This is a genomic window from Serratia rubidaea, from assembly GCF_016026735.1.
GTDB lineage: Bacteria > Pseudomonadota > Gammaproteobacteria > Enterobacterales > Enterobacteriaceae > Serratia_B > Serratia_B rubidaea.
Window position 1 is genome coordinate 1,748,685 of record NZ_CP065640.1, and the last position, 21,830, is coordinate 1,770,514.

21 protein-coding genes are annotated in these 21,830 nt (G+C 60.5%); 8 read left to right on the top strand and 13 right to left on the bottom strand.

Annotation, left to right across the window (positions count from 1 at the left end):
• Positions 1–17: 17 nt before the first annotated feature.
• The 3 genes from I6G83_RS08005 to I6G83_RS08015 all read right to left on the bottom strand — a co-directional run bounded on the left by I6G83_RS08005 (position 18) and on the right by I6G83_RS08015 (position 1,874).
• Positions 18–581 (bottom strand): DcrB family lipoprotein, encoded by a 564-nt coding sequence (locus I6G83_RS08005; protein ID WP_054305768.1) that lies wholly within the window; start codon positions 579–581, stop codon positions 18–20.
• A gap of 156 nt (positions 582–737) precedes the next feature.
• A complete protein-coding gene (locus I6G83_RS08010; RefSeq protein WP_054305786.1) occupies positions 738–1,169 on the bottom strand; it encodes a GNAT family N-acetyltransferase in 432 nt (143 codons plus the stop codon).
• A 39-nt stretch (positions 1,170–1,208) separates the two neighbouring features.
• Complete coding sequence (locus I6G83_RS08015) at positions 1,209–1,874, bottom strand: 7-cyano-7-deazaguanine/7-aminomethyl-7-deazaguanine transporter (RefSeq protein ID WP_054305767.1); 666 nt, start codon at positions 1,872–1,874, stop codon at positions 1,209–1,211.
• 269 nt (positions 1,875–2,143) lie between these two features.
• Here I6G83_RS08015 and tusA point away from each other — a divergent pair, with 269 nt between their 5' ends.
• Positions 2,144–2,395 (top strand): sulfurtransferase TusA, encoded by a 252-nt coding sequence (gene tusA, locus I6G83_RS08020; protein ID WP_054305785.1) that lies wholly within the window; start codon positions 2,144–2,146, stop codon positions 2,393–2,395.
• A 17-nt stretch (positions 2,396–2,412) separates the two neighbouring features.
• Here tusA and I6G83_RS08025 read toward each other — a convergent pair whose 3' ends face one another.
• The 4 genes from I6G83_RS08025 to I6G83_RS08040 form a co-directional block, all read right to left on the bottom strand.
• Complete coding sequence (locus I6G83_RS08025; RefSeq protein ID WP_054305766.1) at positions 2,413–3,534, bottom strand: DUF4056 domain-containing protein; 1,122 nt, start codon at positions 3,532–3,534, stop codon at positions 2,413–2,415.
• Positions 3,534–4,661, bottom strand: a complete 1,128-nt coding sequence (locus I6G83_RS08030) for a BamA/TamA family outer membrane protein (protein ID WP_054305765.1) — start codon at positions 4,659–4,661, stop codon at positions 3,534–3,536. The genes I6G83_RS08025 and I6G83_RS08030 overlap by 1 nt, the downstream gene beginning before the upstream one ends.
• Positions 4,661–5,749, bottom strand: coding sequence for a porin family protein (locus tag I6G83_RS08035; RefSeq protein WP_054305764.1), 1,089 nt, complete (start codon positions 5,747–5,749; stop codon positions 4,661–4,663). Before I6G83_RS08035 ends, I6G83_RS08030 begins: the two co-directional genes overlap by 1 nt.
• Positions 5,750–5,893: 144 nt before the next feature.
• Positions 5,894–8,215: a zinc/cadmium/mercury/lead-transporting ATPase gene (locus I6G83_RS08040; RefSeq protein ID WP_054305763.1), complete on the bottom strand. Its 2,322-nt coding sequence runs from the start codon at positions 8,213–8,215 to the stop codon at positions 5,894–5,896.
• Positions 8,216–8,882: 667 nt separating this feature from the next.
• Here I6G83_RS08040 and I6G83_RS08045 point away from each other — a divergent pair.
• Positions 8,883–10,325 carry a serralysin family metalloprotease gene (locus I6G83_RS08045; protein ID WP_054305762.1) on the top strand — a complete coding sequence of 481 codons (1,443 nt, stop codon included), beginning with the start codon at positions 8,883–8,885 and terminating at the stop codon, positions 10,323–10,325.
• A 157-nt stretch (positions 10,326–10,482) separates the two neighbouring features.
• On the top strand, positions 10,483–10,797 hold the full coding sequence (locus tag I6G83_RS08050; RefSeq protein WP_152972184.1) for an AprI/Inh family metalloprotease inhibitor: 315 nt from the start codon (positions 10,483–10,485) through the stop codon (positions 10,795–10,797).
• 31 nt (positions 10,798–10,828) lie between these two features.
• On the opposite strand, the gene I6G83_RS08055 is transcribed toward I6G83_RS08050, so the two are convergent.
• Positions 10,829–11,455 (bottom strand): lysoplasmalogenase, encoded by a 627-nt coding sequence (locus I6G83_RS08055; protein ID WP_054305760.1) that lies wholly within the window; start codon positions 11,453–11,455, stop codon positions 10,829–10,831.
• A gap of 195 nt (positions 11,456–11,650) precedes the next feature.
• Between I6G83_RS08055 and I6G83_RS08060 the strand changes: the two genes are divergently transcribed.
• Positions 11,651–12,007, top strand: coding sequence for a DUF2500 domain-containing protein (locus I6G83_RS08060; RefSeq protein WP_015344171.1), 357 nt, complete (start codon positions 11,651–11,653; stop codon positions 12,005–12,007).
• 10 nt (positions 12,008–12,017) lie between these two features.
• Here I6G83_RS08060 and I6G83_RS08065 read toward each other — a convergent pair whose 3' ends face one another.
• Together I6G83_RS08065 and rsmD are read right to left on the bottom strand one after the other, a co-directional pair.
• The gene (locus tag I6G83_RS08065) at positions 12,018–12,290 is read right to left on the bottom strand and encodes a DUF1145 family protein (protein WP_015344172.1); all 273 of its coding nucleotides are present in this window, start codon (positions 12,288–12,290) and stop codon (positions 12,018–12,020) included.
• Positions 12,280–12,903, bottom strand: coding sequence for a 16S rRNA (guanine(966)-N(2))-methyltransferase (gene rsmD, locus I6G83_RS08070; protein WP_054305759.1), 624 nt, complete (start codon positions 12,901–12,903; stop codon positions 12,280–12,282). The genes I6G83_RS08065 and rsmD overlap by 11 nt, the downstream gene beginning before the upstream one ends.
• A 254-nt stretch (positions 12,904–13,157) precedes the next feature.
• Here rsmD and ftsY point away from each other — a divergent pair, with 254 nt between their 5' ends.
• The 4 genes from ftsY to rpoH all read left to right on the top strand — a co-directional run bounded on the left by ftsY (position 13,158) and on the right by rpoH (position 17,727).
• Positions 13,158–14,855, top strand: coding sequence for a signal recognition particle-docking protein FtsY (gene ftsY, locus I6G83_RS08075; protein ID WP_054305758.1), 1,698 nt, complete (start codon positions 13,158–13,160; stop codon positions 14,853–14,855).
• Positions 14,856–14,860: 5 nt separating this feature from the next.
• Entirely contained in the window at positions 14,861–15,535 is a 675-nt protein-coding gene (ftsE, locus tag I6G83_RS08080; protein WP_015344175.1) for a cell division ATP-binding protein FtsE, read from the top strand.
• Positions 15,522–16,475, top strand: a complete 954-nt coding sequence (gene ftsX / locus I6G83_RS08085) for a permease-like cell division protein FtsX (RefSeq protein ID WP_015344176.1) — start codon at positions 15,522–15,524, stop codon at positions 16,473–16,475. The genes ftsE and ftsX overlap by 14 nt, the downstream gene beginning before the upstream one ends.
• 394 nt (positions 16,476–16,869) lie before the next feature.
• On the top strand, positions 16,870–17,727 hold the full coding sequence (gene rpoH, locus I6G83_RS08090) for an RNA polymerase sigma factor RpoH (RefSeq protein ID WP_015344177.1): 858 nt from the start codon (positions 16,870–16,872) through the stop codon (positions 17,725–17,727).
• 63 nt (positions 17,728–17,790) lie between these two features.
• Here the strand turns inward: rpoH and I6G83_RS08095 are convergent, their stop codons facing one another.
• The 3 genes from I6G83_RS08095 to panM are packed head-to-tail and all read right to left on the bottom strand — an operon-like array spanning position 17,791 to position 21,447.
• Positions 17,791–19,854, bottom strand: a complete 2,064-nt coding sequence (locus tag I6G83_RS08095; RefSeq protein WP_054305756.1) for a hypothetical protein — start codon at positions 19,852–19,854, stop codon at positions 17,791–17,793.
• Positions 19,841–21,058, bottom strand: coding sequence for a DUF3142 domain-containing protein (locus tag I6G83_RS08100; RefSeq protein ID WP_062779103.1), 1,218 nt, complete (start codon positions 21,056–21,058; stop codon positions 19,841–19,843). Before I6G83_RS08100 ends, I6G83_RS08095 begins: the two co-directional genes overlap by 14 nt.
• The gene (panM, locus tag I6G83_RS08105) at positions 21,055–21,447 is read right to left on the bottom strand and encodes an aspartate 1-decarboxylase autocleavage activator PanM (protein ID WP_015344180.1); all 393 of its coding nucleotides are present in this window, start codon (positions 21,445–21,447) and stop codon (positions 21,055–21,057) included. Before panM ends, I6G83_RS08100 begins: the two co-directional genes overlap by 4 nt.
• Positions 21,448–21,830: the final 383 nt, after the last annotated feature.

Below are 21,830 nucleotides of genomic sequence, written 5' to 3' on the forward strand. Positions count from 1 at the left end.
TGCCGGCCCGCGGAGGATTACGGTTTGAGCTTCAGCGTGCTGATAATTGCCGAGGCGTCGGTCTGCGCCTGCTGCTGATTATCCGCCGGCAGCGTCACCTGGATGGTCAGCAGATGGTTGTCCAGCGAGCCGATCAGGATGGATGAATAGGCTTTCTCGCCGCCGCTGCTGAGGATGCTGTCCAGCTGACGCAGCGGTACGCCGTCGACGTCGATGGCTTTATTGGTCACCACCTGCAGGTTGGCGTCGCGCGCGCGCTGCGTGGTTTCCAGACGCTGCGCCAGGGTTTCCAGGCTCTCGCTGGTTTTATCGCCCAGAATGACGATCACCGCGCGCTGGCCGGTGCTGTCGGCATACACGTGCATATTGTTGGCCTGGTTGCCCAGCTTGCCGCTTTGATCGGACATGCCGGTCGGCAGGGTAAAGGCCAGCTTACCGTCCAGCAGGCTCACCTGTTGTGCGGCCGCGCTGCTGCTGGCGGCATCGCCGGCCGGTGCCGCCGCGTCTTTGCTGTCGCCGTCGCAGGCTGCCAGGCCAAGTACCAGCAGGCTGATACCCATTAATTTTGCTACTTTACGCATTGGGCTTTCTTCCTTTTCTTCACGGGTTATACCCTGAATCATGCAAATGCAGGGCAGCGCATAACGCTAAAATTCCTGTTACCTGAAGTATGACGGATAGCGTGTCTCTTTGCTTGATCGCAACCTATTCATCAGCAAAATGCAAGGCAGATTGTGTCACAGCGTTTTTTCCAGTAATAGCCGATAATCAGCCACTTCGCCCTTCTTTTCCAGCGTAATAATCTGATAGTGACGAGCGATCAGCAGCATCAGCATGCCGCGGAACTGGTTGCGCGTTTTCACCGTCAGCCGGCGGAACCCCTGCGTGTGCGCCCAGCGCTCCTGCTCCTCCAGCAGCCGCCCGGCGACGCCGCGGCGGCGAAAGGCGGGCAGCACGCCGCCCAGCCAGCTGTAGAAGGTGTCGTCACTGGTTTGATAGCCCAGTTTAAAACCGGCCGGCTGACCGTCCAGCTCGGCAATCAGCGCGTAATGCATCGCGTCGCCGATGCGCAGCTGCAGATCCTGCAGGCGGTGGGCGGCGTTAAATTCAGGGATGTGCTGATAGAGCTGCTGGATCTCAGCCAGTGTGGCAGTGCGGGTGGTTAACATCTTGGCGGCCTCCGTCGTTGCGCAGGCCGCCATCATAACTTAACTGGCCTGCAGCGCACCCGCCTGCTGACGGCCGGCGAGGCGTTTCAGCAGCATATTCAGCAGCACGCCGTACATCGGCAGGAAGAACAGCAGGCAGATCATCACCTTGAAGCTGTAGTCCACCAGGGCGATCTCCACCCAGTTGGCGGCCATAAACGGATCGCTGCTCTGGTAGAAGGCGATAAAGAAGAACGACAGCGTATCGCTGATATTGCCGAGGAACATCGCGGCGGCGGGCGCGACCCACCAGGCGCTGCGCTGGCGCAGGCGGTTAAACACGTGCACATCGAGGATCTGGCCGAGCACGTAGGCCATAAAGCTGGCGACGGCGATGCGCGCGACAAACAGGTTGAACTGTCCCAGCGCCGCCAGCCCCTGCCACTCGCCCTGATACGTCACGGTGGAAATCACGTAGGAGATAAACAGCGCCGGCACCATCACCGCCAGAATGATCTTTCTCGCCAGCGGCGCGCCGAAAATACGCACGGTCAGGTCGGTAGCCAGAAAAATAAACGGGAAGGTAAAGGCGCCCCAGGTGGTATGGAAGCCGAAAATGGTAATCGGCAGCTGCACCAGATAGTTGCTGGAGGTAATGATGATGATGTGGAACAGCGACAGCCAAAGCAACGCGGCGGTGCGCTGTTGCGGAGTAAAAGCGTACATAATTGACCTTTTTGAATGAATGGGGTGAGGGAACCCATACCAACGATGTTCACCCCGCGCGGCGCGAGGGGATAAATAAGGATTGCCGCCGCCGTTTTTTGTCGGCCGCGCGCCGCATGATACGCGTTTGCGCAACCAATGCAATCAACAATGCGGTTAAAATACACGCAAACGTTAACGCATGTTGCACAGAAAAACTACCGGCGTAAACTATGGCGCTATGAGATCCGGCGAGCGTTCGCCGATCGTAGTTGATCGAGATAAATAACATGAGTGACATCTTTTCCCAGGCTGACCAAACGCTCGATGCGCTTGGCCTGCGCTGCCCTGAACCGGTCATGATGGTGCGTAAAACCGTGCGCCATATGGACAATGGCCAAACGCTGCTGATCATTGCCGACGATCCGGCCACCACCCGCGATATTCCCGGCTTCTGCCGTTTTATGGAGCATACGCTGGTGGCGCAGGAAACGGAGCAGACCCCTTACCGCTACCTGCTGCGTAAAGGCACCGCCGCCTGAGGCCGGTGTGCCGCCCGTCAGCGCTTTTCCAGTATCTGCCGCGCATCCTCCGCCCGGGCGTGCAGCGCCAGGTCGCTGAAGTCTGCCGCCGTATAGTACGGCGACGGCGGCGGCAGATGACGCGGGGCGCTGCCCGGCCAGAGCTGTAACTCCCCGATATCGCTCAATGAGATGCCGTAGAGCTGCTGCGGCAGCATCAGGCGCTGCGGCGCGGTGCGTTCGAACGGCACCGGCGTCGGCAGGCGGTTGTCGCCGGTATCGTAGTTGCGTTTCAGTACCAAAAACTTCTCCGGCACCCGCCGGTGGCTGTCCCACCAGTCGCCGTCAATGCCGGCCAGCTGTCGCCGGGTCTGCGTGGCGGATACCGCCCCGAGCTGATTGAGCGCCGCAGGCAGCAGCGTTTCCATCGCGCGGTTATAGCTGCCGACCGACACCGCGCCGCCCTGCAAAATCACATCGATCGCCAGCCGCGCGCCCAGCAGATTGGAGTAGAGATCCTCCGGCGAAAAGGCGGAAATCTCCTCGGAAAAACCGGGTACGGACTGGTAGCCATACCACTGGGCGATTTCATGCCAGGCGGCCAGCTGATACGCCAGTTTCCCCGCCAGGTAGGCCGCCAGCGTATAGCGCTGCGCCGCGTCATCCGGCGGCGTAAAGGCGTTGAGCTGAATCCGCCGCTGCGCCAGCTCTTCCCCCAGGGAAATGTGCCAGCGCTGGCCGAGGCGCGGCAGTATCTGGCTGAACAGGTACAGGGTATTGTCAGCGGTGTCGCGCACGTGGGCGATATCGATAAACCCGCCGCGGCGGGTGTACAGCAGACCGTCCCGCTCGCTGCTCAGCCCCAGCACATTGCTGACGGCGCCGAAGGCGCTGTCGTTATAGCGGTGATGACCGAGCCGGCCGGCCTCCACCACATTGTCCAACTGGTAAAAGGGCACCGGGATGCCCAGCGCCTGCACGTTGAGATTGAAGCCGAAGGCGCAGCACGGGCGTAGTCCGTCCGGCGCGGACAGCGGGGGCGCCACCGGCCAGTCGATACGCGTGACGCGGGTCGGCTGCGCCGTGACAATGGTCTCCATCGCCGCGCTGGCCTGTGCCATATTCAGAAATATGATGAATATCAGCGCGCAATAACGCATTAAAAAGCTTCTCCCACCTGAAAATAGAACCCGCTGCTCTGACGTCCGACGCCGAAGTCGAGGCGTACGTTCATCCGCGGTTTAAACTCGAAACGGTAGCCGGCGCCGACGGTCGGCAGCCAGTTTCCGCGTCCCAGATCGCCGGCGTCGCGGCTCATGGTGCCGGTGCCGGCCCACAGTACATAGCCGTGCCGCCAGTTGAGTTTGCGGCGGTACTCCAGCTGACCGCTGAAGGCGTTGCGATCGCGGTAGCGCCCCTGATAGTAGCCGCGCATGCGGTTGTCATTACCCAGTTCCGACAGGCGATCCCACGGCACCTCGCCGCTGGCGAAACGGCCGTAGAGGTCGAGCGCCAGCACGCTTTTGGCGCTCAGACTATGGTACAGATTGTACTGGGATTCCAGCGTTTCGAAGCGGCTGTCGCTGCCCAGCTCGGGCGCGAAATGGGTATAGGTCAGGTTGAAGTACTGCCCGCGGCTGGCGTTGGCGACAAAGTCCCGCGTGTCGTAGCTGAAACGCGCGCTGACGCCGGAGCTGACCGAAGACGGCCCGGCGGCTTCCGCCAGAAACAGGCTATGGTCGCCGTTGTCCGGATCGTCGGCGTGGGTGGAGGAGAAGTCCCAGCCGAGGCCCAGATAAGTGGCGTCGGCAATGCGGTACATCACGGCAGGCGCGACCTGCAGCGACTGCTGGGTATATTTTTCCTTGTTGCCGTCACGCCGGCCGGCCTGATAGCCGGTGCCCCAGTAATAGGTGGGCATATTTTTCATGCTGCCGGTGGTGAAAAAACGCCACTGGTCGTTGGCGAAGAAGCTGTAGTTTTCAAACCCGATGCCGAACGCGCCGGTTGAACTGAAAAAGCCTTTCAGCGCCAGCGTGGAGTTCTGGCTGACGCTGTCGCTGCTGTCCGGGCGATACATGCCGACCACGGCGGTGCCGATGCCCAGGCCCAGCTCTGGGGTATAAAACGGCCCGGGCAGCACGCCCCAGTCGATGGCTTTCCGGTGGTCAAACTGGTTGTCTGCGCCCAGCGGGCGCAATAAATCGTCAATCTGCTGCCGGCTGGGCAGTGCGGCGTGGGTCGCCGTGTGCGCCGCCAGCAGCAGAAGGGGAAGCCAGCGCCACATCAGAAGCGGTATTCAGCGGAAACCATCGCGCTGTTGCGCTCGCTAAAGCCGACTTCCGTCATCACGTTGAAGTTTCTGGTGATCTCATATTGTGCGCCGACCAGCACGTTCCACGGCGACTGCAGATGCTGCTTGACGCGGAAGCGGCCTTCGCCGCGCTGGTTGGCGATTTCGATCAGCGGCTGCAGGGCGGCCGGCATACTCAGATCTCCCAGGCTGCCTTTAAACTCTTGCTGCACGTCCTGATACATACTGCCGACCCACAGGTTCAGATGGCTGGGGCCGCTGATGCCCGGCATCTGGAAACGGTAGCCGACGCGCGGCGTTACGGTGAGCGCCGAGATTTGCCCATCAAGAATATTGAAGTCGGTGCGGGTGTAGTTGGTGTCCAGCGTGGTGAACCAGTTCTCGTAACCGCCGGCCAGCGTAAAGCCGGCGCCGTAGGTGGTGCCTTTAAAATCCAGGTTGAAATCGAGATCTTTCAGTTGGCCGCTCTTATTCATCCGGTGCACGTTGGAGGCAATGATCCTTTCCATCGGATTGGTGTATTTGCTCGGGTCGGCATCGACGGAGACGATCGAGTGGGAGCTGCCGCGGGTATGGCCGACGATGCCGTAAACGTTGAGGAACGGTAGCACCCAGGCGTCGAGGCGCATCGTGTCGGTTTTACTTTTTTCGCGGCTGTTTTCGGCCTTGATGTTAAACAGGTCGCCCGGAATCTGGAAGGAGCCCAAGCCCAGCCCGGAGAAACTGATGCTGCTGACCTCGATATTCTGCCGCATATTCATATGGTTGATGCCGATACCGAAGGTTTCCGGCAGGTCGTAGCCGCGGGCGCGGGCTTCATCCCCCCAGAAAGGCAGCGTGTGCCGCTGCGACGTGGACTGCAGAGGCGCGGCGGCCGGCTGGGCTGACGGCGTGGCGTCCTGCCGGCTGGCCGTCGGCAATGGGCCTTGGGCAAAGGCGGGACGCTGGGCGTTGTCGATCAGCCGTTCAGTGTCTTCAGGGGTGGTTTGTTGCGCAAATGTTACAGCTGAAAACAGAGCAACGGGAACGAAGATAACGTTTTTATAGTTGAAGGGTTTCATAGTTCAGGCTCTTTGCATGGGAATACGCGAAATAAAGCGGAGTATTCTGATGGTAAGAGCGCAAGGGTATAATAAATAAAGCATGTATGTACGTACATTTAATGCGGCTATTGTGCTCCGCGCGTAGCGCAGAGCACAATAAGATCACTGACGGGTTTTTAACAGCCGGATTGCATTGAGCGTCACCAGCGCGGTGGCGCCGGAGTCGGCCAGCACCGCCAGCCACAGCCCGGTGATGCCCAGCAGGCTGGTGACCAGGAAAATCCCTTTCAGCCCCAGCGCAATGGTGATGTTCTGCCGGATATTGGCGTGGGTGGCGCGTGAGATGCGCACCATCTCGGCAATGCCCAGCAGGCGGTTGTGCGTCAGCGCCGCATCGGCGGTCTCCAGCGCGACGTCGGTACCGCTGCCCATGGCGATGCCGATGCTGGCGGCTTTCATCGCCGGCGCGTCGTTGATGCCGTCGCCGAGCATCGCCGTCGGCCGTTGCCGGCTCAATTCCGTCACCGCCGTGACCTTATCTTCCGGCAGCAGTCCGGCGCGGTAATCGATGCCCAGTTCACGGGCGATGGCGGCCGCGGCGCGCGGGTTGTCGCCGGTCAGCATTACGCCGTTGATACCCAGCTGACCGAGCGCGTCGATCGCCTGTCGTGCGTCGCTGCGCAGCGTATCGCGCAGGGCCAGCAGGCCGACGGGCTGATTATCCTCCAACGCCACCACCACGGTTTTCCCTTCATTTTCCAGCTGTTCCAGACGGGTTTGCCAGGTGGCATCCAGCAGCCCCGGCGCCAGTTTGGCCGGCGCGCTGATGCGCACCGTTTTGCCGTCAAGCTGCCCTTCGATGCCGACGCCGGCCAGCGCGCGACGGTTATCGGCCAGCGGCAGCGGCGCGCCATATTGTTCGGCGCGGCGAACGATCGCCTGCGCCAGCGGATGGTGCGAACCGGCCTCGACCGCCGCCGCCAGCGTCAGCAGCTGCTGTTCGCTCAGCGCGCCGATCGGCAGCGCGTCGGTGACCGTCGGCTTGCCTTCGGTCAGGGTGCCGGTTTTATCAAATGCGATGGTTTGCACCTGTCCCAGCTGCTCGAGGGCGGCGCCGCCTTTAATCAGCGAACCGCGCCGGGTGGCCGCCGCCAGGCCGGAGGTGATGGCCGCCGGCGTTGAAATCACCAGCGCGCACGGACAACCGATCAGCAGCAGCGTCAGGCCGCGGTAAATCCAGGTTTCCCACGGCTGGGAGAACAGCAGCGGCGGCAGCAGAATCACGGCCAGCGACAGCAGCATGATGGCCGGCGTGTAGTAGCGGCTGAAGCGGTCAAGGAAACGCTCAATCGGCGCGCGGCGCTCTTCCGCCTCTTCAATCAGCTGCAGGATGCGGTCAATGGCGTTTTTGCCCGGCTCGGAGACTACCTTCATCTGCACGGACTGGTCGACCGACAGGCTGCCCGCCGCCACTTTTTCACCCTGCTGACGCTCCACCGGCACGGACTCGCCGGTCAGCGCGCTTTCGTCGAAGCTGGCGAACGGGTTAATCAGCTCGGCATCGGCCGGCAGCCGGGCGCCGGGGGCGATTTCGATCACATCGCCCGGCCGCAGACTGCCGACCGGCACGCGCCGGCGCTGGCTGCCGTTCAGCAGCACCGCCTCTTCCGGCACCAGCGCCATCAGCGCGGTGATGCCGCGGCGCGCCCGGTTGGCGGCGTAGGATTCCAGCAGTTCACCCACCATAAACAGCAGCAGCACCATCGCCGCCTCAGCGGTGGCGCCGATAAACAGCGCGCCGATAGCGGCGACGCTCATCAGGGTTTCAATGGCGAACGGCGTGCCGGAACGGATTAAACGCAGCGCCTTGCGCGCGATCGGCGCCAGCCCGACCAGCGTGGTGGCGATAAAGGCGACGCTGCCCCATTGCGGGTTGATGCGGTCAAGCGCCCAGCTGAGGATCATCAGCGCCGTCAGCAGTAATAAAGGCGCGTAGGGCGCAAAACGCGATGCGCTCTCCGGCGCCGGCTGCGGCTGGCCGCCGATGCCCAGCAGGGTAAAGCCGGCCTGCGCGACCGCATCCTGCACGCGCTGGCTGATATCGTTCTGCGCATCCACCACCAGTTTTTCGGTGGCGAACAGCACGCGCGCGCTATCGACGCCGGGCACGGCGGTGACGGCGTTTTCGATTTTTTTGGCACAGCTTGGGCAATCCATGCCGTTGACCTTCCAGCTAAAACGTTGGCTGCCGGCTGGGGGAGCGGCGCTTAACCTGTCGCTTTCCTCATCCGGGTCGCCGCTGTCGCAGCAGCTTGCGCCGTGCTGATGCGTGTGTTGATGGCCGTCGCTGCAGGCGTGGCCTGCGGCGTCCGCGGGTTTTTCACTGCTGCAGCCGTGTTGGTTTTTGGCGTGGCTGTGGTTGCAGCCGCAGTCGCCGTCATGATGGTTATGTTCGTGGTGTTGATGGTCTTGATGAGTATGCATAACGCCCCCAGGCAGTTAACGATCATTATCGTGGCTGACTCTACACCCTGGAGCCAACTCCAGAGTCAAGGGGAATCACATCGGCGAGTGGTTAATTAATCAGATGATTTTATTTAGCATGCTAATAATATGCAGATCAATCCAGAAGTTTTTATTATTTCCTTAGACGTTATTTTGCTTTCTATATTTATTTCTTATCGTATTAATTGACCATTTTGCGTTTAATTAATTTGTGTGCGAAATAATATTTGTGATCAATTCATCATTTGAGTAAATAAAAACTCAGGCGATCTGAAAAGTACCAGCATGAAACACTCGCCGCTCGATATGGCGTTCTTATTGGCCTTTGTCGCTTTCTTGTCATGATTTTCATGTTTCATATGTGTGGTTTTCCTGTTTTTCCAGATAAAAACACTTTCATATGGAATTTAAAAAGTTTTTAATTCTGAGATCCTTTTAATATCGCTATCTATACTTGGAAACGATTACCATTTGGGATGGTGATCTTATTTACTGATTGTTATGTATTAATTCCGTCTACATTCAAGCCATCACTGGCGCGTACGCGTCTTCCCAGGGATCTGCGTGATGTCATTACGCAGTAACAGGGAAGGTTATGTTTATCTATTTGATCGTTAACGATCAAATAATGCGTGGAATCGAACCAATGCAATCGAAGAAAAAAGCGATAGAAACAAATGAATCCAGCCTGGCCGCTGCCAAATCCGGTTATGATGCGGTGAATGACTTACTGCATTATCACCAACGCGGTAATGGGATTCAAGTTAATGGCAAGGACTCATTTTCTACGGAAGATGCCGGGTTATATATTACCCGTACTAACCAAACCTGGAATGGAAAAGGCGTATTTGATACGCCGGTAAAATTGACGTTCTCTTTCCCCGACTACCAGTTCAATTCCGCCAACGGCGGCGGCGATCGCGGGTTAAGCAAGTTCAGCACTGAACAGCAGCAGCAGGCCAAACTGTCGCTGCAGTCCTGGTCTGACGTCGCCAATATCACCTTTACCGAGGTGTCCGGCACGCAAAAAGCCAATATCACCTTTGGCAACTACAGCCAGGATCAGTACGGCCAGACCGACTATGACACGCAGGCGTATGCCTGGCTGCCGGGCTCCGGCAGCGTCTCCGGCCAAAGCTGGTACAACATCAACCAGTCCAATATTCAGCACCCGGCGTCTGAAGATTACGGCCGCCAGACCTTTACCCATGAAATCGGCCATGCTCTGGGCCTGAGCCACCCCGGTGATTACAACGCCGGCCAGGGCAACCCTTCCTATCGCGACGCCAGCTATGCGGAAGATACCCGCATGTTCAGCCTGATGAGCTACTGGAGCGAAAGCAACACCGGCGGCGACAACGGCGGTCATTATGCCGCCGGCCCGCTGCTGGATGACATTTCGGCGATCCAGCACCTGTACGGTGCCAACATGAGCACCCGCACCGGCGATACGGTATACGGCTTTAACTCCAATACCGACCGCGACTTCTTCAGCACCAGCAGCAACGCGGAAAAAGTGATCTTCTCCGTGTGGGATGCCGGCGGCAACGATACCTTTGATTTTTCCGGCTATAGCGCCGACCAGCGTATCAACCTGAACGAGAAGTCATTCTCCGACGTCGGCGGCCTGAAGGGCAATGTGTCGATAGCGGCGGGCGTGACCATTGAGAACGCCATCGGCGGTTCCGGCAATGACGTGCTGGTCGGCAACCAGGCGGATAACGTGCTCAAGGGCGGCGCGGGCAACGACGTACTGTTCGGCGGCGGCGGCGCCGATGAACTGTGGGGCGGCGCCGGCAGCGACACCTTTGTGTTCTCCGCCGTCAGCGACTCCACGCCGGGCGCGCCGGACTGGATCCGTGACTTCCAGAAGGGTATCGATAAAATCGATCTGTCATACTTTAACAAAGGCGGCGAGGGGGTTCATTTTGTCGACCACTTCAGCGGCGCGGCGGGCGAAGCCCTGTTAACCTATGATGCCGCCAGCAACGTCAGCGATCTGGCGGTGGACTTTGGCGGACATAGCACGCCGGACTTCCTGGTGAAAATTGTCGGGCAGGCGGACGTCGCCACCGACTTTATCGTCTAGGCCGTTATTTGGCCATTGCCGGTTGACCGGCAGGCGGGCGCGGCCTTGTCGGCGCGCCCGCCACGTTTACGGTGAGCAGAGCATGAGCAAACGCAGGAGGCGCGTCACCCCGGTGGTGGCCGCGATAATGACATATTGCATAACAACAGGAGCCGCTATGGCCAGCAGTCTGGTTCTTCCTTCCGCGCAGTCTCTGGCGGGTGAATGGCAGGTCGCCAGGGGCGACACGCAGTGCCGGGTCGCGTTGCGGGCTGACAAACAGCCGGCCGCCAATGGCTATCAGCTGCAGGATGAGCAGCAGTGTCTGCAGACGCTGCTGACTGCACCGGCGGCCGGCTGGCGTCCCGCACCGGACGGCATCGCGCTGCTGCAGGCGGATGGCGCCACGCTGGCGTTCTTTTCACGTGACGGCGACGTTTATCGCCACCGCATCGGCGATGAGGACGGCCTGACCCTGAAGGCGCTGGACTGAGTCACGGGGTCGCCGGCGCGAACCCGCAGGCTTACAGATACAGCGAACGCACGATCAGGAAGTGACCGGCAAAGTAGCAGAAGGCGACGATGGCGTCGGCGGCGCGGAATCGGCTGCGGTAGTGGCTCACCAGCCAGACAATGCTTGCCAGCAACAGCAGAGAGGTGCCGGCCAGCAGCGAGAAACCGTAGTCGGTGCTGCGCAGGAAGTACTGCTCGCCGGCCAGCCAGACCATCAGCAGCGTCATGCCGACGTAGGCCACGACCGCCCAGCGCTGTTCGCTAATGCGCGTCCACAGCGTCGCCAGCAGCAGTACGCCGATAATCAGCAACGCCAGCGGCAGCGGCCAGAACAGGCTGAAGGTCATCTGGCTGGCGAAGCTGAGGGCATACAGCAGATGGGCAAGGAAGAATGCGCCGAGGGCGTACAGCATCTGCTGGCGGGGCAGTTGCAGCAGGGCATCACCCGCCAGGGTGGCCAGCAGGCCAAAGACGATCAGATAGCCGGCGGCGCCGAGCACCGGCGCCTGCCAGGCGAGCAGCAGCAACAGCAGCAGCGTGATGGGTTTGAACAGCCAGCGCTGCCAGCTCGGACCGCGATAGGCGGCGTCAACGTATAACCAACCGGAAAAGAATACGGCAAGGAATGGCCAACTCATATATCTTCCTTTTAGTCATCAGCGCCGCCATCGGGCGGCGCAAAAAATGTCACCTGCGTCACTTCTTCAGTGTATACCTGAATCAGGCGTGCGACGTTATTTGTCCGGCTATAGAGAAGCACGTTGCTGTGCGCTAAGGTTTTCCACTGAGTGCTATGTTTACCCGCTTTTAGCGGTAAAGGAAATGGGAAAGAGATGAGTAAACCTCCGCTGATTTTTATCGCCGTGGTGGCGTTGATCGCCGTACTGGCGACGCAGCGTTACTTCAGCCAGCGTAAGCAGGAGGCGGCGAACGATCGCGAGCCGGTGCGCGCCACGCAGGTTGTGGTGAGCGACAAACGCGCCTTTGCGGCCAGCACCAACCGTTCACGCCAGCGCGAGCATATCGTCAATGAGGCGATGCGTTATGAGGTGACCTTCCAGCCGCAGCGCGGCGGCGAGAGCCTGGTGGTGCGGCTGAAGCAGCCACAGTATGAGCCGATAACGCCCGGTGCGCGCGGCACCCTGAAGATGCAGGGTACGCGCTTTATTTCATTTACCGCGGAGCAGTAAAGGCGGGGAGTTACTTCTTCTTCAGCGGCGGCTGTTTTTTCTGCCAGGCCAGCAGCTCAAACACGCCGAAGATAAAGATTTTGGCTTCCTGCCAGTAGCTGATGGGCTGATCCTTCGGCTGGGTGGATTTCAGCAATACCACCTGCAGCCCGTGCATCACCACCATAAAGAACAGCGCCACGTCGATAAAGTACTTCAGCGGCTTGGGGAACGGGTGGATCAGGTTGGTCAGCAGGAAGCCCCATACGCACAGCATCAGCAGGCGACCCATATTAATCAGCATTTTCAGTTTTCTCTTTGGCGGAACGGATATAAAGACGGTAGGCCACCTGTCCGGCGACCTTTTCTCGATACAGTGCCCAGTTGGCCGGCACGTCGGCGGCGGCGCTTTCGGCTTCGGCCTCCACGTACACCCAGGCCTCATCGGCCAGCCAGCCCTGCTGCTCCAGCAGATCGACGGTCTGCGCCAGCAGCCCCTTGCGGAACGGCGGATCGAGGAACACCACATCATAGGCCTCACCGGCGTTTGCCAGCCAGCTCAATGCATTGGTGTTGATTACCTGGCCGTTGCCGTTAAGCAACGCCAGGTTTTTTTCCAGCTGCTGGGCAACCGGGCGTTCATACTCCAGCAGCGTGGCGCTGCCGGCGTAGCGCGACAGCGCCTCCAGCCCCAGCGCGCCGCTACCGGCAAAACAGTCCAGACAGCGCGCGCCCTGGATCACCGGCGCCAGCCAGTTAAACAGCGTTTCACGCACCCGATCGGTAGTGGGGCGAAGCCCGGCGCTGTTCGGCACCGGTAATTTACGTCCGCGCCACTGGCCGCCGATAATGCGGATTTGTCCGGCAGCGGCCGTCTGCGCTTTGCGGGGCGCGGGCCGCGACGATAGTCTTGCCATAAAAAGTCTTAATGAATTTCGCAGATCGAGAAAAGTTAACGCTATTCTAACGGGGAGAGCGCCGCGGGGAAATAGCGCGCCGTCTGGCAATTTGCGGTTTATGCCGCGGGATGCGGCGGTGAAGATGCTTCGAACAACGGCCGTTGGCGGATTTTCAGCTGCCGGATGCGTGTTGCTCCGCGAGGGAAAGTGATAGACTCGGGGGTTAAATTATTTTCGTTATTCAGCCATTGGTACGGAGTTAGGGTCACAGCATGGCAAAAGAAAAAAAACGTGGGTTTTTCTCCTGGCTGGGTTTCGGCCAGAAGGAAGAGAAACAGCCGGAACCGCAGGCTGAACAGGCCGAATCTGAAGCGCCGGCGGTAGCGCCTGCGCCGGCGACCACGCTGGACGATAAGCTCCCCGCACAGGAATCTGAACCTGCCGCCTCCGTCGATCTGCCGGGCGAGTGGGACGGCAGCACCGAACAGGTTGCCGAAAATGTGCCGGAGATTGCGGCGCACGCCGCGCCGGCGGCAGAACAGCAGGAACAGGACGCCGAGGCGGCGCCGGTGTACACGCAGGACGAGATCGTCGAAGCGGTGATGCCTCAGCCGGACGCGCCGGCCGACGACGCTGCAGCCAGCGATGCCAAACCGGTTGAGAGCGTTGATGCGGCCGCGCCGGCCATCGCTGAACTGCTGGTGGAGAAGGATGCGGCGCCGGAAGCGGAAACCGTTGTTGAGGCTGAACCGGTGGCAGAAGCCGAACCGGTTGTCGAGGCTGAGCCGGTTGCAGAAGCCGAACCGGTTGTCGAGGTTGAGCCGGTCGCAGAAGCCGAACCGGTTGTCGAAGCTGAACCTGTCGCAGAGGTTGAGCCGGTTGTCGAAGCTGAACCTGTCGCAGAGGCTGAACCGGTTGCAGAAGCTGAGCCGGTGATAGAGGTTGAACCCACGGCGGCGGAAGCCGTTGCCGAGGCTGAGCAGGAAGAGGCTGAGCCGGATGTGGCGGCGGTAGCGCCTGCGGCGTCTCAGGAACAGGAGCGGCCGACCAAAGAGGGCTTCTTCGCGCGCCTGAAACGCAGCCTGGTAAAAACCAAGCAGAACCTGGGCTCCGGCTTTGTCGGCCTGTTCCGCGGCAAGAAGATCGACGACGATCTGTTTGAAGAGCTGGAAGAACAGCTGCTGATCGCCGACGTTGGCGTTGAAACCACCAGTAAAATCATCACTTCCCTCACCCAGCACGCCAGCCGCAAACAGCTGAAAGACGCTGAAGCGCTGTACGGCAAGCTGAAGGAAGAAATGTCCGAAATTCTGGCCAAGGTCGATCGGCCGCTAGATGTCAGCGGTAAAACGCCGTATGTCATTCTGATGGTCGGGGTTAACGGCGTCGGCAAAACCACCACCATCGGTAAACTGGCGCGTCAGTTCCAGGCCGAAGGCAAATCGGTGATGCTGGCGGCGGGGGATACCTTCCGCGCGGCGGCGGTTGAGCAGCTGCAGGTGTGGGGCGAGCGCAACCACATTCCGGTAGTGGCGCAGCATACCGGCGCCGATTCCGCTTCGGTGATCTTCGATGCGGTGCAGGCGGCCAAGGCGCGCGGCGTCGACGTGCTGATCGCCGATACCGCCGGGCGTCTGCAGAATAAGGCCCACCTGATGGAAGAGCTGAAGAAGATCGTCCGGGTAATGAAAAAACTGGACGAGGACGCCCCCCATGAGGTTATGCTGACGCTGGACGCCAGTACCGGTCAAAATGCGGTCAGCCAGGCGAAATTATTTAATGAAGCCGTAGGGTTAACCGGCATCACGCTGACTAAACTGGACGGTACCGCCAAGGGCGGGGTGATCTTCGCCATTGCCGATCAGTTCGGCATTCCGATTCGCTATATCGGCGTTGGCGAAGGCATCGAAGATTTGCGGCCGTTTAAGGCTGACGATTTTATTGAGGCACTTTTTGCCCGAGAGGATTAATACGGATGATTCGCTTTGAACAGGTCAGTAAAGCTTATCTGGGCGGGCGTCAGGCGTTGCAGGGGGTGGATTTTCATCTGCGCCCGGCAGAAATGGCGTTTCTGACCGGCCATTCCGGGGCGGGTAAGAGTACCCTGCTGAAACTGATATGCGGTATCGAACGGCCGAGCGCCGGCCACATCTGGTTCGCCGGTCATGACATCAGCCGGCTGAGAAACAGCGAGGTGCCGTTCCTGCGCCGCCAGATCGGCATGATTTTCCAGGATCACCATCTGCTGCTGGACCGTACGGTGTATGACAACGTGGCGATGCCGCTGATTATCGCCGGCGCCAGCAGCGAAGATATCCGTCGTCGGGTGTCGGCGGCGCTGGACAAGGTCGGGCTGCTGGACAAAGCGAAGAACTTCCCGATCCAGCTGTCCGGCGGTGAGCAGCAGCGCGTGGGCATCGCCCGTGCGGTGGTGAACAAACCTGCGGTGCTGCTGGCGGATGAACCGACCGGCAACCTGGACGACGCGCTGTCGGAAGGCATCCTGCGCCTGTTTGAAGAGTTTAACCGCGTCGGGGTGACCGTCCTGATGGCGACCCACGACACCGGGCTTATCGCCCGCCGTAATTACCGCATTCTGACGCTCAGCCAGGGCCGTATGATAGGAGGAGTGCAGCATGGCGAACAGTAAAAAAACCGCCAAGAGCAAGGCGCTGCGCGGCGGCTGGCGTGAACAGTGGCGTTATGCGTGGATGAATGCGATTAAGGATATGCTGCGTCAGCCGCTGGCGACCCTGCTGACGGTGATGGTGATCGCCATCTCCCTGACGCTGCCGAGCGTGTGCTACATCGTGTGGAAGAACGTCAGCACGGCGGCGACCCAGTGGTATCCGACGCCGCAGCTGACGGTGTATCTCGACAAATCGCTCGACGATGACGCCGCGGTCAAGGTGCTGGACGCCATCAAGGCTGAAGCGGGCGTTGAGAAGGTCAATTATCTGTCGCGTGAAGAAGCGCTCGGCGAGTTCCGCAACTGGTCCGGCTTCGGCGGGGCGCTGGATATGCTGGAAGAGAACCCGCTGCCGGCGGTGGCGATTATCACGCCGAAAATGGACTTCCAGAGTTCGGAAACCCTGAATACGCTGCGCGAGCGCGTGACGGCGGTGCAGGGCGTGGATGAAGTGCGTATGGACGACAGCTGGTTCGCCCGCCTGGCGGCGCTGACCGGGCTGGTGGGGCAAGTAGCGGCGATTATCGGCATTCTGATGGTGGTGGCGGTGTTCCTGGTGATCGGCAACAGCGTGCGTCTGAGCATCTTCAGCCGGCGCGACACCATCAACGTGATGAAGCTGATCGGCGCGACCGACGGCTTTATTCTGCGGCCGTTCCTGAACGGCGGCGCGATGCTGGGCTTCTTCGGCGCGCTGCTGTCGCTGATTTTGTCCGGCGCGCTGGTGTGGCAGCTGGAGTCGGTGGTGGCCGGCGTGGCGAAGGTGTTCGGCACGACCTTTACCCTGCACGGGCTGGGCTGGGATGAGGCGCTGCTGCTGTTGATCATCGCCGCGATGATCGGCTGGATTGCCGCCTGGTTGGCCACAGTGCAACATTTACGCCGATTTACACCACAGTAAAAAATTTTTTGATATACTCTTCTCCTGCTGCGTTTGCCGTGCCGCAGGAGAAGAGCCGCTTCGGATCTTCAAAGATCCCGCCTCTGCTCAAGCGCACGAATTCCCTATCCGGCCGTCAGTTCATCGCGTATTGTCATGAACATTGCGATCGAAAAAACGGTGAACTTTTAGGGAAGAACACGGTCAAATATTGCAGCAAATGTTAAGGTGCCCGGCGTGTGGAACCGTTTTGCAATGATCACCGTAAATCACTGACTCCCCGCCAAACAGATACTCACCAGGCTCAATCGGCAACCGACAAACCTCCTTGCAGAGGCTTGGCAGCAACAGCGTTGTGGTTTGCAGCAGCAGTATCGTCACCTGTACGATCGGTTTTATTAGAGAGAGGGTTTGAATGACCAAAGAAATGCAAACTTTAGCCTTAGTACCCCAAGGCAGCTTGGAAGCCTATGTTCGGGCCGCCAACGCCTATCCGATGCTTACAGCAGAGGAAGAGCGGGAGCTGGCTGAACGGCTGCATTACCAGGGCGATTTGGATGCGGCCAAGCAGCTGATCCTGTCTCACCTGCGCTTTGTCGCTCATATTGCCCGTAATTACTCGGGTTACGGCCTGCCGCAGGCGGACCTGATCCAGGAAGGTAATATCGGCCTGATGAAAGCAGTGCGCCGTTTCAACCCGGAAGTCGGCGTGCGTCTGGTTTCCTTTGCGGTGCATTGGATCAAGGCAGAAATTCACGAATACGTGCTGCGTAACTGGCGTATCGTCAAAGTTGCGACCACCAAGGCGCAGCGCAAGCTGTTCTTTAACCTGCGTAAAACCAAGCAGCGTCTGGGCTGGTTCAATCAGGATGAAGTCGAGCTAGTGGCGCGTGAGCTGGGCGTATCCAGCAAAGACGTGCGCGAGATGGAATCCCGCATGGCGGCGCAGGACATGACCTTTGACCCGACGCCGGACGACGAAGCGCGCGACGGCCAGGCGATGGCGCCGGTGCTGTACCTGCAGGACAAAACGTCTGATTTTGCCGAAGGCATCGAAGAAGACAACTGGGAGAGCAACGCCGCCGATAAACTGGCCTATGCGCTGGAAGGTCTGGATGAGCGTAGCCAACACATTATTCGCGCCCGCTGGCTGGACGATGAGAACAAGTCCACCCTGCAGGAACTGGCTGACCGCTACGGCGTTTCCGCAGAGCGTGTGCGTCAGTTAGAAAAGAACGCCATGAAAAAACTGAAAATGGCGATCGAAGCATAACGGCTAATGCAGCCAAAAAACCCGGCAAAGCCGGGTTTTTTTATGCCTGTAATCCGGCGCGGGTCAGGATTTGGCGGTTAACGCCTTGAAGTCCGGCGCCGGGCAATGCTCGCCAAACTGACTCAGGGCGGCATCCGGCTTGCCGTTGGCCAGGTAACGCTTATACAGCGCGCGGCCGGTCTTGGCATCGCGCTTGATCACCCAGCTGGCGGCGTTGCACAGCACCGCGCCGTACGCCTGGCTTTTCGGCGGCAGTAAATCCGCGGCCTTCTGCGCCGCCGCCACCGCCTGCCAGCGATAGTGCAGGAAGCGGTTGTCCTGCGGCGGCAACGCCTTGGCGGCGCGGGCGGCTTCTGCCGCGCCGATCCAGCTTTTATGCGTCAATTCACGGGTGTCGAAGGCATCGCCCAGGTAAGAGTAGCCGGCGCCGTAAATGGCGTAATCCGGCGTCATTTCATAACCGGTCAGCTCCAGCCCCTGTTCGCGCAGCAGCGTTGCGGCCTGATAGTAAGCCTGCGCCCGCGCCAGCCTGGCGTTGCTGCTCTGGCGCGCCATGTTGAACTGCTGCGCCAGCTGCTGGGCGGCGGCGCGGAAGTTTGGCACGGCGAAGTAGTTCTGCGCTTCCTGATAGCGCCCGGCGCGCATCAGACGCCGGGCCAGCAGTTCGCGCAGCTGGATATCAGGCGTCAGCACCTGACCGTTATACACGTCCGGCTCCACCGGCTTGATCGGCTGGCTGGGCGGCGGCACCTGTTTATCGACAAACGCCTTCAGTTCATCAATCGTCAGCACCCGCTCGGCCACGTCGGCTACGTCGGCCCAATACAGATCCTTGCTGCGGTACAGCAGCGTCAGCGCCTGCAGATAGTCGCCGCGGTTCAGCGCCAGGATCGCCTGTTCACCGGCGATGCGGCAGTCGGGGATGATGGTTTCCTGTGCATAATTTTCGCCGCGCTGTTCGCCCCAGCTTTCATCCGCCGGGAAGGCGGCCGCCGCTTTAGCATAGGCGGCGGCGGCATCCTGCAGGCTGCCGCTGCGCAGCGCCATTTTGGCGCGCAGCCACCAGGCGAGGCCGGAGTCGCCGGCGTGGCGCAACAGGCTGGCGGCGAGCGGGTAGTTGCCGGCGCGGTAGGCCAGCGCCGCCAGGCGGTCGCTGCCGTTGAAGCCGCTCTTGGTCTCGCTGTCCAGCAGCGTCAGTAAACGCTGGGTGACCTGCTGCGAACGCGGCGGAGTGCTGCCGTCATCCTGCGCCTGCAGGTTGCTGCTGCGGGCAAACAGCTCGACGGTAACCAGCTGCTGCACCAGCGGATCGGCGGCGATCGTTTTTAACTGCTCGAAGTGCTGCGGGTCGACCAGATAGCTGGCGACATACTGCAGTGACTGTCCGCCTTGCGCATCGCCCTGCGCCGCCTGCTGCGCATAGAGATGCGCGGCGCGTTTGATATCCCCCAGCCAGAAATGGATGCGCGCCTGCTGCCCGAGGCTGCTGAGCGCCAACTGGTCCGGATCGTCGCCGCCGCTTTTCACGCGGTCGATCACCTGCTGAAAGGCGGTCAGCGCCTGCTGCAGCCGCGCCGCGTCCGGACGCGCAGGCGTGACGGAAGCATTGGCATCTTCCGGCGTGCCGTAGTCATTCATCAGCAGCCGTCCGAGGGAGTAGCGCGCGCGCAGCCCCCATGCTCCCTGCTCGGTATCCGGCAGGGCCAGCACCTGATGGAAATAGTCTGCGGCGCGCGGATCGCGGGCGGCAAAGGCGACGGCGCCCAGCGTGTACTGGCGCGCGGCGGCGGATAGCGCCTGGCTATTGACGGCGTCGGCTTCTTCCACGGTTTTGGCAGCGCGCATCTGCTTAATGGCGACGGTTTCCGGCGACAGGGGCATCGGCTTCATCGGGCCGGGCGGCGGCGGCGCCTGCCAGCGCGGCAGCTGAGGGTCGACTGGCGTCAGCCGGCTGGTTTCAAAGGTGAAGTTGCCTTCCGGCATTGAGAGCAGCGTGCCGTTGCGATCGAGCAGCAGGCGATTGGGGAAATCCGGGCCGCAGGCCTGCGCCAGCGGCGCGCCCAGCGTGGCGGCGATGGTGATGCTCAGCGTCAGCGGCCGGATGCGCTGAAGATTAAGGTGTAACACGAAAGCCTCCTGGCGTCAGATGTTGGCAGCGTAGCCAACCTAGCGGGCGTGATTGCCCGGCGCGCACCAAATCGTCCCCGGTGCGGGTAAAGCGCAGCTGCGTGGCCGTCGAGTCCAGCCGGTAATGGCCGACCGCGTCGGCGGCCAGACAGTCGCTGGCCGCCAGCGTAATCGCCGCGGGCAACGGCGCATCGGCCGGCCCGTCATTGGCAATTATCAGATCATACAGGCCATCTTGCTGTGGCTGCGGGCGCATTTTTACCTGCCAGTGGCTGGTTAGCGGCTGCTGGCGGATCACCCTGCGCAGGGTCTTCATCGACCAGGCGCGGCGGTCGCCGGCCAGCGGCAGGCGGAACCAGACGATGCCCTGCAGATGCGGCAGCGGGCGTGCGGACAGCTGCTGTAGAAAATCGGCGATGCGCTGCGGCGCGACCGTCAGTTCCCGCAGGCTGCCGACGACGCGCAGCGGGGCCTCGCTCTCCACCTGCGCGCCCTGCGCATCCACGCCGACCAGCCCCATGCCGTAGGCCGGCAGGGCAATGCGGAACGGTTTACTGGTCACCTGAGCGTAACGCTGCGTCCAGCGCAGCGCCAGCCGGCTGTCGAACAGTCCCTGCTGCGGGGAGAGCACGGCGTGCAACTGCAGTACCGAACTGTCGACCTGTTGCAGCAGGGACGGCAGCTGCGGCGATGCAAGCCAGGCCGGCAGGGCGGTGATGCTCAGCTGTACGTCCGCCGGCAGCTGCCGGCGCAGGCGCTGGAGGGCATCGCGGTACTGCGGCAGGCGGGCGGTGGCGGCGTCGTGATCGATCTCAATACCGGTTACGGACAGCCCGGCGGCGCGGTATTGCTGCAACAGCTGCAGCAACCGGTGATTCAATCGTTCTTCATCCCACTGCGGCTGCGAGCCGTCCAGACGCGCCACCAGCCACAGCGGGCGGCCGTCCTGTTTCAGCAGCGCACTATCAAGCGGCATCACCCGCAGCCCTTCGCGCGGATGCAGCTGCAGGGCGAGGATACGCAGGCTGGAAAACAGATCGCGGCTGGCGGCCAGCGCCGGCGCGTGCTGCGCGCTCCAGACCCGTTGCCACAGATAAGCCTGCTGATCCCAGACCGGCGGTGCGGACAGCGCCTGATAGCGCCCGGTGAACCAGGCGCAAAGGGCCAGCAGAATCAGCAGCAGCGCCGCCGCCCAGCGTTTCATTTCTGCCAGATATCGCCTTGCGCGCTGAAGCCGCAGGCGCGCATAAAGTTTTCCACCTCGCCGCGTTCACGGGCGGCGAGATCGGCGGTGGAGAGCTGCCAGCGGGTCGCCTGCGGCAGCTGGCGCTGCATATCCTGCACCAGGTAGAGGCCGACGCCGCGGCGGCGGGTAACATCGCGCACCAGCAGGTCGTGCAGCTGCGCCGTGTCGCCATCCAGCGAAACCTTGACCGCCCCTAACAGGCGTTCGTTAAAACGCGCGCCGAACAACGCCCGCCCGTCGCTTAACCAGGATTGCCACTGCTCTGGCGTTTGATGCGGCCAGATTTTTCCAAGGTCGATCAGGTCCTGTGCGGACAGCGCGGTTAACCGTTCGATAGTGAGTTTCATGCAACATTTCCGGACAAATTAGCGATGGCGTCAGTGTAATAGATCTTGCTGGTCACGATGTGTAACTTTTTCTGTACGACGGGTTCGCAGAATGTTTTTCAGCGCGGTGATTTTCCGAGTAAAAAATTAGTAAACAGATTGTTAACTGGTTTAACGCACTGCATAAGGGAGGAAATAGCTCACATTTCATCCATACTTTATCCTGTTTACATCGCTTGTTTCTGAATGGTCAAGTTGATTTGCAGAAGAAAATTCCTGTTTAATGGCATGAAAAATAAGGTCTTATAACAATATCTTGCCGTTTAAATGCCTAAGTCATTATTACTTATGAATAAAGCGCTAATGCGTCGGCATGGCAACACAACGGATAGCTTCACACACAA